Raw genomic sequence first — 12,990 nt, forward strand, 5'->3', positions numbered from 1 at the left:
TCATTCTTTCTCTTCTGAGCGTTCGGAACCATTACGTCGGCTGGCCTGTACCTGGGCGGCCACTTGTTGAGCCAAAGACTCGGTCAACTGGTCAGGCTTCAAACGCCATAACCAGTTCCCTTCAACCGTTCCCGGAGTGTTCATACGGTCGTCGTTATCCAGTTCCAGAAAGTCCTGCATCGGAATCATTGCCAGATAGGCCACCGATTCCATCGCGGCTTCAATCATCGGCCAGGGCATCGGCTGTTCGGAGTTCGGTAATTGCGACAGCACCCATTGTCGATACTCCTCACCTTCAAGAGATTCCCACCACCCTAAGGTGGTGTCGTTGTCATGCGTACCGGTATAGACCACGGAATTCTCGACCTGTTCGGACAGAGCATGGGGATTATCCGGCAGGCCGTTAAAGCCGAACTGTAAAACAGACATGCCCGGTAAATCGAACTTTTCTTTCAGCGCCACCACTTCCGGGGTAATAATGCCCAAATCTTCTGCCACCAGCGGCAACCGTGGAAACTCTTCCTGTAACGCCGTCAAAAATGCATCGCCCGGCACCTTCACCCAGCGACCGTTAATGGCGGTTTCTTCACTAGCATCGATTTCCCAACAGGCTTCCAAACCACGAAAATGGTCGATGCGAATCAAGTCGAACAATTCTAGCGCACCTTCCACCCGGCGAAGCCACCATTGAAAACCATCCTGTTGCATGGCCTGCCAATCGTAATGTGGATTTCCCCAGCGCTGTCCTGTTTCGGAAAAATAATCGGGCGGGACACCGGTGACCACCGTCGGTTGACCATCCGCATCCAACTTGAACAAATGGGGGTTGGCCCACACATCGGCACTGTCATAAGCCACAAAAATCGGCATATCCCCGAACAATTTGATGCCTTTGGCGTTGGCGGCCTGTTTCAGAGCATGCCAGTTTTTCAGTAGCACATACTGTTGTCGCTTCAACTCATCAATTTGCTCGGCGTGCGTCAAGGCAAAATCGATCAAAGCCTGCTTGCCGCGATTACGGTAAGCTGTCGGCCAATCCGCCCAAGAAGCCTGATTAAAATGCTTTCGCAATGCCATGAACAAGGCGTAATTTTCCAACCAATGCGGCGCATCCGATAAAAAGGCCAGGTAATCGGTCTCATTGACATGATCCTGCCAGTTCTCCGGCAGCAAGGCTGGATTCATGGCGAACGCCGAGACACTTTGATACGGAGACAACCCTTGCACCGGTTCGGTCAACGGCAACATCTGCCAAACCGTCAATCCGGCGGACGTCATCCAATCCAAAAACCGCCAGGCCTGCTCGTCGATTTTACCCGACGGCAAGGAGGTGGGATGCAACAATACGCCGGCTTGTCTTTGTCTCATAGGCCAGACCTCTTTCCAATCCCGTTTCGGGTTTAATTACGCCGCATGGTGCCGGCGTTTTCCATATCCCCACCGCCATAAGACAATGGAATGGAGAGTTGTTCAGGCGGTTTTTCACCCAACAGAATGAACAGCTTTTCCAAATGACGCCGGAACAACTGATCAAAATCTTTAACGCTACCGGACGGGTTATAATCGCCAAACCACCAGAACCAGTCCGAACCTTCACAGATCGCAAGCTGCTCGGTGGCCAGACGGATTTCGTCTTCCGACAGCTTGCCGGAGGCCATCACTTTATCAAACGTCAGTTTGGCATCCACCAGCAAATCCCAACCGGCGTTTTTATCCGGTTCGCCAATCCAGGTCGAAAAAGAACCATAGACCCAGCTGCCGGCTTTCAAGACCGGCAAGTGTCGAGGGCGCACCCCGCTTTCCAACGCCTCGGAGAAGGTCGTCATTTCCACCTGGGGATGCTCAACCAGAGTTTGGTACAAGGCCGACAGGAAATGGTAGGCGTTGTCCGGATAGTATTCCCAAGCGTTTTCTCCATCGAGAATGACCGAGACCACGTAATCTTCAACATCCTCACCCAAGGCATTGGCAATGTTGTGCAAGTTATGGGCAAAATTATTGGCGGCGTCCTGCGGGTTCCAATCCTTATATTGAAAACCAATCAAATCGGACAGGCCATCGTCGCGGAAAAACAAGGCGCAATTCTGGGTCGCATGCTGCAACGGCTGATACAAAGCCCGCTTCGACGCAATATCATGATGATCCAGGTGAGACGCTTCGCAAGAATGCCGCCAGACACCTTCGCCCGACGCGGTCCAATCGATTTCATAATAATCCAACAACCCGATGGCGGCGGCACTGACCGCCCCTTCCGACAGCCAAACGCCTTTCGGCTTCACGCCGAAATGTTCTTCAAACACTTTAAAACCATGCTCCATGTGCCATTTGGCCCGCTCGTAACCGTCCGGGTAACACTCAGATTCCGGCATCGGCGAATGCGGTTGCGCGTCTTTCATGCTGTCAAAATCAATCAACAACGGCACAATCGGGTGACCATAAGGTGTCATGGAAATTTCGATTTGTCCGGCTTCCATCAAGCGTCGATAACGCGGAATCACCCCCTCAATCGCATCGGCCATGATTTCGACCATCACACGCTGATCTTTCGGGGTGAAATGTACGCCGTTCTGTCCGGTTTCGATTAAGTTCTCGACCCGCTCATCGTCTTGGCGCAAGCTTTGCCCCATCCACGCCAGGTGATACCACATCAACAAATCGATGAAATACTGTTCGTTGAAATAGGATAAACAAATCGCATCTTCCAACGTCGTCGCTTCATCGCAATTGGACATATCCAACAAACGCCGAAACGCCGGGAAAGTATCGATCATGGTCGGCGCAAAGGCTTTCTGACAGGCCTGGACAATTTCAAAGCGCTGTTTCAAGTCCTGAGTCACTTTGGTTTCGCCCGAGACCCAGTTCAACAGTGCATCCTGAACATGGGTTCCGGAATGCAACCAACTCCGCATTTGCTTGGCGTAATCGTCAAGTTGCTCAAGCAGTACCGGCGCGAAGTTGACCACTACCTTGGCACCCGGCAATTTTTCAAGGTGCGCCACCATATCGGTGTAATCCTTAATGGCGTGCAGATACACCCACGGCAAACGATACTCGCCGTTCAACCCGTCTCGATAATGCGGTTGATGCATGTGCCAGCACAGCACCAGTTTGATTTTTTTCGGTTCCATAACTGAATTCTAATAGGCTGATTGAACGTTTTTAACGAGTGACATGCAGTTTTTGTCCAAGCATATCCGGTGTTACTAACACAATACCAGAAGATTCCTCAACATAAAAACGTCTTTTATCGTCTTCCAAGTTTTCACCAATAATGGTACCTTCCGGAATAATGCATCCTTTGTCGATGACGGCATTTTGGATACGGCAATTTCGCTGCACTTCGACGCGTGGCAATAAGACCGAGTCCTTAATCAAGGTGTAACTGTGAATACGCCCGCCACTGGAAATCACCGAACGTTTGATTCGCGCCCCCGACACAATGCAACCGCCAGCGGTCAAAGAGTCGATGGCCTCACCTCGACGCCCTTCATCATCAAAGATGAATTTGGCCGGTGGCATTTGGGCCTGATACGTCCAGATCGGCCAATCATCGTCGTATAAATTCAACTCGGGCGTCACCGAGCACAAATCCATACTCGCCTTCCAATAGGACTCGATGGTACCCACATCCCGCCAGTACACAGGACTGCCGTCATCATCTTGAAACGGAAAAGCACGCACATGCCAATCGGCAATTACCGACGGAATAATGTCTTTGCCGAAATCCCGCGATGAGGTCATGTTGTCGGCATCTTCAATCAGTTTTTCGAACAGGAATTCCGTGGAAAAGACATAAATCCCCATCGAAGCCAGCGCCTTATCCGGCTTACCGGGCATGGGTTCCGGGTCGGCCGGCTTTTCGGTAAATTTGGTGATTTCCAGATTTTCATTAACCGACATGACGCCGAAACCGGTCGCTTCCATTCTGGGCACCTCGATGCAACCGATGGTGACGTCCGCACCGGACTCGGCATGTTCATACAGCATCTTGCTGTAATCCATCGAATAAATATGGTCGCCCCCCAACACCAGCACATACTCCGGGGTATGGCGGCGCAAGATGTCCAAATTTTGATACAAGGCATCGGCTGTACCTTTATACCAACCTTTGTCCACCCGTTGCTGAGCCGGTAGCAACTCGACGAACTCCCCGACTTCGTATCGCATAAACGACCAGGCCCGTTGGATATGACGAATCAACGAGTGGGACTTGTATTGGGTCAAGACGCCGATTTTGCGAATCCCGGAATTCACGCAATTGGATAACACGAAATCGACAATGCGGTATTTGCCACCGAACGGAACCGCCGGCTTGGCTCGCCACTTCGTCAATTCCTTCAATCGGCTTCCTTCCCCGCCGGCCAATACCAGCGCCAATGTCTTACGGGTCAAGTCCGTTGCGGTTTTCGTTTCGCAATAGTACTTCATGCGGTCACCTCCTCTCGGTTCGTGCAACTGGAAATAATGATTGTGACGAGTTATTCCGGATGGTCGTTCAGCAAGCTTCGGGCATGCCGAATCGCACCCAACAATCCCACCGACTCATTTACCACTAAATAAATCGGAAAGGTTTCGACGATCTTTTTCATGCGCCCTTTGTTCAGAAACGCGTGGATAAAGCGAGGTTGCGTCATCCAATCCTGTATTTTAGGCGCAATGCCGCCCGCCACGAAAATACCGGCCTGCGGCTCCCAAATCAGTGCGGCATTACCAATGTAAGCGCCGTAAATTTCAACAAACGTATCCAACGTCTGTACCGCGATTTGCTCACCGTCCAACGCCGCTTGATGAATTTCGGCGGCATTGATGCCGCGCTTGCCATGGCCGTGAGCTTGGATGCTGTAAAAGAAATAAAGGGTTTCCAAGCCCTCGCCGGACAGTAAGCGCTCATAGGAAACATGCGGCCATTTCTTGCGTAACCAGGCCAGAATGTCATCTTGTTCATTATTGACGGGGGCGAAGTCGGCGTGACCGCCTTCGGAAGGTTGAGGGATAAAGGCGCCGTTGCAATTCTTGACCGGCGCCACACCCAAACCGGAACCGGCGCCGACCACCAGTCGATTACCGGTGATGTCGTATTGGCCTTCCTGCAAACATACCAAATCGCCTGGCTGCAAATCGTCCACACCGAGGGCTGCTGCATAAAAATCATTGATAATATCGACACGATCGATGCCACATAAGGTTTCCAGGGCATCCGCATCCACAGTCCAAGGTAAATTGGTCAACTCGGCGCGACGACTTTTGACGGGGCCGGGTAACCCCAGACAAGCAGCATCGATGGTCGGCAAATCGAATTCGGATTGAAAGGTTTCAATCAATGCCGTCAAGGAAGGAAAATCGGCACTGAGGTAGCGTTTCTCGGCCAACACGAGATTCTTGGTCGTATCCGATGCCTGCAACAACACTTTGGTCGCGCCGACATCGGCCGCTAGGATATAAGACATTGAGCACCCTCAAAACAGTCGTACGTACCGGAAGCTCAATGGAAAAGCTGAACCTCCTATCCAAACTCTTCATCCAGCCCTTCGCAGAGAAGATGGCTGATGAAGCTGTGTGCTTCCTGTATCCGAGCGGTCTCGTCCGAATCCACTTGAAAACAGAAATCTGAAATCTCGGCCAATACGCTCGGCTGGTTGCCGGTCATGGCCACGGTGACACACCCAAGGTCACGGGCTTTCTCAATCCCTTTTACGACGTTGGGGCTACGACCCGATGTCGACAAACCGATCACAATATCACCAGGCCTGGCCAAACCTTCGATTTGGCGGGAAAACAGGGTCTCGAATTCAAAGTCGTTGGTGTGCGCGGTTAAAATGGAACTGTCCGTCGTCAAAGCGATTGACGCCAGCGGTGCGCGGTTCTTCACGTAACGCACCATCAATTCCGCCGCCATGTGCTGAGCATCCGCCGCACTGCCGCCGTTCCCCATCCACAGAACCTTTCCACCCTCTTTGAGGGACCGAACCATTCTATCAACCAGTTCCGTAAGTATTTGTGACGATTCAGTTACAGATTGTATGGCTTTTTGATGCGCTTGCAAAGCATGTTCTAAGTTCATTACACGTTTTTTCCACTTTTCATTCTTGCGCTTGGATTTTGTCCACCATATTGGTGGTGGAATACCCGTCCCAAAACGAGAGAACGGCGACTTCGCCACCATTCTCCCACACACACTGTGCGCCGGCGATTTCGTCCGGCTTGTAATCGCCGCCTTTCACCAGCACATCCGGCTTCAATTTACAAATCAAACGCTCCGGTGTTTCCTCTCCGAAAGGCACCACCCAATCGACGCAACTCAAAGCCGACAACAATTCCATTCGCCCTTCCAACGGAACGATCGGGCGACTGTCGCCTTTCAACAGCTTCACCGATTCATCGGAGTTGACCGCCACCACCAGACGGTCGCCGGTTTTCGCCGCCTCGTTCAAATAACGCACGTGCCCACTGTGGAGCAAATCGAAACAGCCGTTGGTGAACACCACCTTCTCGCCTTTTTCCTGCGCCAAGCGAATCAAGGCTTCCACCTCGTCTTCCGACATCGACATATACGCCTGATGACGTTGCGAAGCATACACCTGCTCTTCCAGCTCGACCCGTGTCACCGTAGACGTGCCGACTTTACGCACCACAATACTGGCCGCCTCATTCGCCAACCGCACCGAATCCGGTAAGGACATGCCACTGCCGAACGCAGTGGCCAAGGTCGCAATCACCGTATCGCCGGCGCCGGTGACGTCAAACACTTCCTGCGCCTGCGATTTCAGCAAAGTCGGTTTCGCACCCTGTTCCACCAATGCCATGCCATGTTCACTGCGCGTCACCAACAAGGCATCGATATCAATGTCACGAATCAGTTTTTCGCCGCGTTCCACCACATCCTGCTCGGTCGGGCAGGCGCCGACAATCAATTCGAATTCGCCTTGATTCGGTTTTACCAGCGTCGCGCCACTGTAACGGGTGAAATCATCGCCTTTCGGGTCGATTAACACCGGTACGTCCTGCCGTTTGGCCGCCTCAATCATCTTCTCGACATACTGCAAGGCACCTTTGGCGTAATCGGAAATCACCACCACATCGAACGCCGCCACTTGAGAGGCCACCAAGTCAGCCAATGCCTGCGCATCTTTTTCCGGCACGGCGTTTTCGAAATCCATCCGAATCAATTGCTGATGATGGCTCAACACACGCAATTTACATATGGTGCCCGCTTCGGAATACACCCAATCGGAAACGACATCGGCGTCTTTCAACACTTGAGAAAGTTGCTCGCCAAAACTGTCGCGCCCGACAATTCCCATCAGTTGTACCTGAGCGCCCAAATCGGCAATATTCAATGCGACATTGGCCGCGCCGCCGGCCCGAACATCTTCGTCCGCGACTTTCACCACCGGCACCGGCGCTTCAGGGGAAATACGGCCTGCGCGACCGGACCAATACTGGTCCAACATGACATCACCGACGACTAAAATTTTGGTTTTGGAAAAATCGTGCATTTTCATGGATTGATTAGATTAAAATATCGAAAGTATTTATTATGATTTAAAACTCTGACATAAGTCTAACAGGATTCCATTTTAATGTTCGTTTTTAACCCGACTTTGCGGTCAATTTTCATCGCCTTCACGGTATTATTTTCCATCACAACCCCTAAAGCACACGCCGACAGCTCCAACGACTTATTAATGAACCTCACCATCATCGGAGCCATCGGTTCGTTCGGCTATGCCTGTTACGAAGGACAGGCCCCTTGTTCTTTTGATCCAAGTTTGAATACCGACAAATTATCACTGAGTGTCGATGTCGGTGCCGACAACACCATCCAAAACAATCGCTTCGCCTTCGGGGCCGACTGGCAAAAACCGTTATTCGAAAACGAGCATTTTCGGATCGGCGGACGCTGGGAAATCAATGCGAACTACTGGTACTCCACCGACAAGGACGCCGACAATAAAAGCGGTTATATTGTCGGCTTGACCCCGGTGTTTCATTACATTTGGAAAACCGGCCAGATCAAACCCTACTTGGAACTCGGCGGCGGCCCGCAATACCTGTCGGACGTCACCATCGAAAACGAATTCAAATCCACCCAATTCCAGTTCGGCAGCATTTTCGGCCTGGGGGTGCAAAGCGACCAGTTTGAAATCGGTTATCGCTATCTGCACATCTCCAACGCCAATATCGAAACACCGAACCCGGGCACGGATTTTCACAATTTACACATTGCCTATAAGTTTTAATCACGTTAAGCATTTGCTTTAATATGATTCTGGCTGAGCACCCTCAGCCCATCGAACACATCCGTAAGGGAAAGACATGAGCGCTATTGACATTGCAAAACGGGTTTTCGACATTGAAGCCGAAGCCATCACCCACTTGAAACAATTGCTGGACGACAACTTTGCCCAAAGCGTCGACGCCATTCTCAAAACACAGGGGCGTCTGGTGATTTGCGGCATGGGCAAATCCGGCCTCATCGGCAAAAAAATCATGGCCACCCTGGCCAGCACCGGCACCCCGTGTTTTTTCATGCACCCGGGCGAAGCCTTCCATGGCGATTTGGGCATGGTCTCACCGAAAGACGTTTTCCTGGCGATTTCCAACTCCGGCGAAACCGAAGAAGTCATCAAACTGATTCCGTTTCTGAAAGACAACGGTAACATCATCATCTCCATGACCGGACGCCCGGAATCGACCCTAGCGAAAAACTCCGAGTTCCATTTGAACATTGCAGTGCCGCAGGAAGCCTGTCCACACCAACTGGCGCCGACCTCGTCCACCACCGCCACGCTGGTGATGGGCGATGCGCTGGCCGTCGCCCTGATGGAAGCGCGCGACTTCCAACCGCAGGATTTTGCTCGCTTCCACCCAGGCGGCAGCCTGGGGCGCAAACTCTTGACCCGCGTCAAACATGAAATGAAATCGGAAAACCTGCCGTTCATCGGCGCGGAAGCGACCATGAAAGAAGTCATTCACACCATGACCGATGGTCGCCTCGGGCTGTGTATCGTCAACAATGGCGAAGGCATCATCACGGATGGCGATTTACGTCGTCAAATGGAAGAAAACACCGATACCTTCTTGCAGAAAACCGCGGGCGACATCATGAAACGCCAACCGAAAACCATCGATGCCGAAGCTCGCCTATCCGATGCCGAAGAGATGATGACCCAACAAAAAATCACCTCCTTGCTGGTCTCGGATCATGATCGCATCGTCGGCGTCATTCAAATTTACGACCTGAACCGATAACGGTTACAGACGATGGGACTTTGGCTCTACCGATTTTTGTTATTCCTGGCGTTTCCGCTGATCGCCTACTCCGGGTGGAAACGCTGCCGGAAAGCCGACAGGCAAGCTCGTCAGGAAAACGATTATGCGCCTATCCCACAATGCTTCCGTGCTCGATTCGGCTGGAACAATCAACCGTTCCAAAAAGGCGGTATCTGGATCCACGCCGTCTCCGTCGGCGAAACCCGCTCCATCTTTCCATTGCTCACCGAGCTGAAAGCCCAGTATCCGGACACGCCCATCACCTTGACCAGCGGTTCAACGCAAGGCGCACAACAAGCGCTTCGCTTCGCCCCGATACCGATTCAACATCAAATGATTCCCTACGACTACCCTGGCGCCGTACAGCGCTTCCTGGATAAAATCGCCCCCAAACTGGTGATTATGGTGGAAACCGAAATCTGGCCGAATTTATACCAGGCCTGCCATGACCACCAGATTCCGCTGATCCTGGCGAATGCGCGCATCAAGGAAAAATCCTTTCAAGCCTACCGCAAATGGGGCGCGCGCCTGATTGCCAACGCACTGAACCAAACACAATTGATTGCCAGCCAGTTCACTGCCGACACCGACCACTTAATCGCACTCGGTGTCCACCGGGATCGCATTCAACAACTCGGCAATCTGAAATCCGACATCCACATTCCGGCCGATTTAGCCGAAAATGCCCAGGCCTGGCGAAAAGACGCCCACTCCGACAAACGGTTCATTTGGGTCGCTGCCAGCACCCATGGTCCGGTGAAAGACAGTTCGACTTCCGAAGAAGCTCTCATGCTGAATGCCCACCGGGCTTTATTGAAATCCACGCCGGACGCGTTATTGATTTTGGTGCCGCGACACACCGACCGCTTTACCGAGGTCGCGAAGCTTCTCGAACAATCCGACCTCAAGGTTGCGGTGCGTTCCCGTGGCGAGACGGTCATCGCCGATACACAGGTTTATCTGGCCGACACCATCGGTGAATTGATGCTTTGGTTCCAAGTCGGCGACGTCGCCTTCATCGGCGGTAGCCTGGTGCCGTTCGGCGGCCATAACATTCTGGAACCGGCCGCGTTGGGCAAACCGGTTTTATCCGGCCAATACCACATGAATTTGCAAGCGCTTTACGATACCTTCAAGGACGACAATGCGGTCTCCATCGCCGACGACGACATTCAGCTCGGCGAACAACTGGTACTGTTTGCGCAAAACCCGGAACAGCGCCAGGCGTACGCGGAGCGCGCTTATAACTGCTTCAAAAAGCAATCCGGTGCCTTGCCACGTTTTATGGACGCCATCAAACCCTTTTTAGCGCCAAATCCATCCCAGACAACAACAGAAAAATAACGAATCAGGTTGCATATGTCATTGAAAGATCAGGTTGATGTTGCCCGCCAACTCCTCGCCAACTACCCGGTGGTGACCATCCCACGGGAAGTCATGGAATTGCGCAAACTACTCGATTTATACGAATTTCCCAACCCGTCGAAAATCAAGGAACTGGTTTCCACCAGCCCGACACTAGCAGGTGACTTGGTGGCGCTGGCCAACAAACTCAGCCAGAAGAAACCGCAACCGAAAAGCATCCAATCCATCGACGCCGCCATCGACTTTCTCGGCCTGAAAAACATCAAACACTATGTCTTCTGTGTGCAAATTCAGAAAATGCTCGACGCCAGCCCAGTGCAAGGCCTGTCCTATCACAGCATCGTCATTGCCGATATTCTGGTACAACTGACCAAAAAACTGAATTTGCTGAATACGGCCGAAGCTTATATGTTTGGATTGGTGCACGACATCGGCACTTTCCTATTCGCCGAGCTCGACAAACTGCACCCGGAAACCTTTGTGGCCAGTTTGATGAATCATTACCAAGTCCACCAGGACGAATACGCCCGTTTCGGCACCACGCACAGTGCAGTGGGCTATGTCATGACCAAAGATTGGGGCTTGAAAGATGAAGTCTGCAAAGCGATTTTGCTGCACCATGAAGACGACCTGAAGCGCATCAAGGATAAAGACATTCGCCAACTGACGGCCATGCTGGAATTGGCGCACGTCTTGGCGCTGGAAAACAAAAAGAATATTCTCGAAACCGAATTACCGGTTCTGTACGAAGACACTATTCAAGTATTGGGGCTGACTGAAGACGACGTCAACCAGATTCGCCGTCAGGTACACCCTTAACGTAATTCAAGTCGTTCCAAAAGAACTGGACGACTTAAATCAAAACTCAAATCACTTTGGAAAAGCGATTTTGGGTGCCCGGCTTCAAGTAAGCGTCAAACACCATACAGATATTGCGAATCAGCAAGCGTCCGGCGGCGGTGACGTATAAATCCGTTTCCGTCAACTCGATCAAACCATCTTCCACCATCGGTGCCAACCTCGGCAGCGCTTGTTCGAAATATTCGTTAAAGACAATGCCCCACTGCTGCTCGACCTTGGCAAAATTCAAATGGAAGTGGCTGATCAAACGGGTAATCACATCCCGTCTCAATTCATCGTCTTCGGTCAAAGTCACGCCACGGAACACCGCCAAGTGCCCCGCATCGATCGCCGCATAATAGTCGTTTAACGACTTGTAGTTCTGCGCATAGGTGTTATTAATCAACGAAATCGACGTCGCGCCCATGCCAACCAAATCGCATTCGGCATGCGTGGAATAGCCTTGGAAATTCCGGTATAGGGTTTCGTTCCGTTGCGCCACCGCCAACTCGTCGTCCGGCTTGGCGAAATGATCCATACCGATATAGACATAACCGGCCTCCAGCAGTCGATTTGTGGTGGCATGCAAAATCGCCAGTTTTTCATCCGGCGACGGCATATCGGCTTCGTTCATTTTTTTCTGAGTCGGGAACATGCTCGGCATATGGGCGTAATTGAAGACCGAGAAACGATCCGGCTCTACCGCCAAGACCTTGTCCAGAGTCGCCATAAACCCGGCTTCGGTCTGATGCGGCAAACCGTAAATCAAGTCCACGTTCACCGACATAAACCCGGCTTCCCGCGCACCTTCCAACACTTCAAAGGTTTGGGCTTCGGTCTGAATACGATTCACCGCCTTCTGCACTTTCGGGTCGAAATCCTGCACGCCAAGGCTCATACGGTTAAAGCCCAGGTCACGCAATAACTTGACGGATTCTTTATTCGCTTCACGCGGGTCGATTTCAATCGAATATTCGCCGGAATCGTCATCATGAAGATTAAAGTGCTGGCGCGTCACCGTCATCAGCTCGCGCATTTCATCCATATTGATGAAGGTCGGCGTACCGCCGCCCCAGTGCAGCTGGTCCACTTTACGGCTCGGGTCGAACAGCTTGGATTGCATTTCGATTTCACGATACAAGCGGTCTAGGTAAGGCGTGGTTTTGCTGCGGTCCCGCGTCCAAACCTTGTTGCAGGCACAGAAAAAACACACCGTATCGCAAAACGGAATATGAAAATACAACGATAAATTACGATCCGACGCATTACTGCGCTCGGCCGCGGCCTGATATTCGGGAATGCCGAACGATTCGTCAAACTGCACCGCCGTCGGATACGAGGTGTACCTCGGTCCGGACTGGTTATAACGCTTAATCAAATCTTCGTCGAATCGAATACTCTGTTCCATGCGGGGTTCCTATGGCATTATCGTTACGGGCGGCCGCCATCATCAAGGACGGTACCGCGGCATTCTAACAAAAAAAGGGTCGCGCGCCCGACGACGCTCACCAG

The 12,990-nt window shown here is 52.0% G+C and carries 11 protein-coding genes; 4 read left to right on the top strand and 7 right to left on the bottom strand.

The features are described from left to right. The 6 genes from malQ to hldE are packed head-to-tail and all read right to left on the bottom strand — an operon-like array spanning position 1 to position 7,502. Positions 1-1,368 (bottom strand): 4-alpha-glucanotransferase, encoded by a 1,368-nt coding sequence (gene malQ, locus AYJ59_RS10655; protein WP_038151885.1) that lies wholly within the window; start codon positions 1,366-1,368, stop codon positions 1-3. Between the two features lie 32 nt (positions 1,369-1,400). Next, entirely contained in the window at positions 1,401-3,128 is a 1,728-nt protein-coding gene (locus AYJ59_RS10660; RefSeq protein WP_029939794.1) for a glycoside hydrolase family 57 protein, read from the bottom strand. Between the two features lie 31 nt (positions 3,129-3,159). Next, complete coding sequence (gene glgC, locus AYJ59_RS10665; protein WP_029939793.1) at positions 3,160-4,428, bottom strand: glucose-1-phosphate adenylyltransferase; 1,269 nt, start codon at positions 4,426-4,428, stop codon at positions 3,160-3,162. Positions 4,429-4,478: 50 nt separating this feature from the next. After that, the gene (gene glk, locus AYJ59_RS10670) at positions 4,479-5,447 is read right to left on the bottom strand and encodes a glucokinase (RefSeq protein WP_029939792.1); all 969 of its coding nucleotides are present in this window, start codon (positions 5,445-5,447) and stop codon (positions 4,479-4,481) included. A gap of 56 nt (positions 5,448-5,503) precedes the next feature. Further along, positions 5,504-6,061, bottom strand: a complete 558-nt coding sequence (locus AYJ59_RS10675) for a D-sedoheptulose-7-phosphate isomerase (protein ID WP_029939791.1) — start codon at positions 6,059-6,061, stop codon at positions 5,504-5,506. Positions 6,062-6,080: 19 nt separating this feature from the next. Then, positions 6,081-7,502, bottom strand: coding sequence for a bifunctional D-glycero-beta-D-manno-heptose-7-phosphate kinase/D-glycero-beta-D-manno-heptose 1-phosphate adenylyltransferase HldE (gene hldE / locus AYJ59_RS10680; RefSeq protein ID WP_029939790.1), 1,422 nt, complete (start codon positions 7,500-7,502; stop codon positions 6,081-6,083). A 78-nt stretch (positions 7,503-7,580) separates the two neighbouring features. On the opposite strand from hldE, the gene AYJ59_RS10685 reads away from it, so the two are divergent. The 4 genes from AYJ59_RS10685 (at position 7,581) to AYJ59_RS10700 (ending at position 11,457) form a co-directional block, all read left to right on the top strand. Continuing rightward, positions 7,581-8,240: an acyloxyacyl hydrolase gene (locus AYJ59_RS10685; protein ID WP_029939789.1), complete on the top strand. Its 660-nt coding sequence runs from the start codon at positions 7,581-7,583 to the stop codon at positions 8,238-8,240. Positions 8,241-8,316: 76 nt separating this feature from the next. Next, positions 8,317-9,252: a KpsF/GutQ family sugar-phosphate isomerase gene (locus AYJ59_RS10690; protein ID WP_029939788.1), complete on the top strand. Its 936-nt coding sequence runs from the start codon at positions 8,317-8,319 to the stop codon at positions 9,250-9,252. A 12-nt stretch (positions 9,253-9,264) separates the two neighbouring features. Beyond that, on the top strand, positions 9,265-10,617 hold the full coding sequence (locus AYJ59_RS10695; protein WP_029939787.1) for a 3-deoxy-D-manno-octulosonic acid transferase: 1,353 nt from the start codon (positions 9,265-9,267) through the stop codon (positions 10,615-10,617). Between the two features lie 15 nt (positions 10,618-10,632). Then, on the top strand, positions 10,633-11,457 hold the full coding sequence (locus tag AYJ59_RS10700; protein ID WP_029939786.1) for an HDOD domain-containing protein: 825 nt from the start codon (positions 10,633-10,635) through the stop codon (positions 11,455-11,457). Between the two features lie 46 nt (positions 11,458-11,503). Here AYJ59_RS10700 and hemN read toward each other — a convergent pair whose 3' ends face one another. Continuing rightward, the gene (gene hemN / locus AYJ59_RS10705; protein ID WP_029939785.1) at positions 11,504-12,886 is read right to left on the bottom strand and encodes an oxygen-independent coproporphyrinogen III oxidase; all 1,383 of its coding nucleotides are present in this window, start codon (positions 12,884-12,886) and stop codon (positions 11,504-11,506) included. Positions 12,887-12,990: the final 104 nt, after the last annotated feature.

Origin of the sequence: Thiomicrospira sp. S5, assembly GCF_003991075.1 — a bacterium.
Taxonomy (GTDB): Bacteria; Pseudomonadota; Gammaproteobacteria; order Thiomicrospirales; family Thiomicrospiraceae; genus Hydrogenovibrio; species Hydrogenovibrio thermophilus.

Excerpts from the sequence above, each read along its gene's own strand:
- malQ (WP_038151885.1), bottom strand. The coding sequence starts at position 1,368 with ATGAGACAAAGACAAGCCGGCGTATTGTTGCATCCCACCTCCTTGCCG.
- AYJ59_RS10660 (WP_029939794.1), bottom strand. The coding sequence starts at position 3,128 with ATGGAACCGAAAAAAATCAAACTGGTGCTGTGCTGGCACATGCATCAA.
- glgC (WP_029939793.1), bottom strand. The coding sequence starts at position 4,428 with ATGAAGTACTATTGCGAAACGAAAACCGCAACGGACTTGACCCGTAAG.
- glk (WP_029939792.1), bottom strand. The coding sequence starts at position 5,447 with ATGTCTTATATCCTAGCGGCCGATGTCGGCGCGACCAAAGTGTTGTTG.
- AYJ59_RS10675 (WP_029939791.1), bottom strand. The coding sequence starts at position 6,061 with ATGAACTTAGAACATGCTTTGCAAGCGCATCAAAAAGCCATACAATCT.
- hldE (WP_029939790.1), bottom strand. The coding sequence starts at position 7,502 with ATGAAAATGCACGATTTTTCCAAAACCAAAATTTTAGTCGTCGGTGAT.
- AYJ59_RS10685 (WP_029939789.1), top strand. The coding sequence starts at position 7,581 with ATGTTCGTTTTTAACCCGACTTTGCGGTCAATTTTCATCGCCTTCACG.
- AYJ59_RS10690 (WP_029939788.1), top strand. The coding sequence starts at position 8,317 with ATGAGCGCTATTGACATTGCAAAACGGGTTTTCGACATTGAAGCCGAA.
- AYJ59_RS10695 (WP_029939787.1), top strand. The coding sequence starts at position 9,265 with ATGGGACTTTGGCTCTACCGATTTTTGTTATTCCTGGCGTTTCCGCTG.
- AYJ59_RS10700 (WP_029939786.1), top strand. The coding sequence starts at position 10,633 with ATGTCATTGAAAGATCAGGTTGATGTTGCCCGCCAACTCCTCGCCAAC.
- hemN (WP_029939785.1), bottom strand. The coding sequence starts at position 12,886 with ATGGAACAGAGTATTCGATTCGACGAAGATTTGATTAAGCGTTATAAC.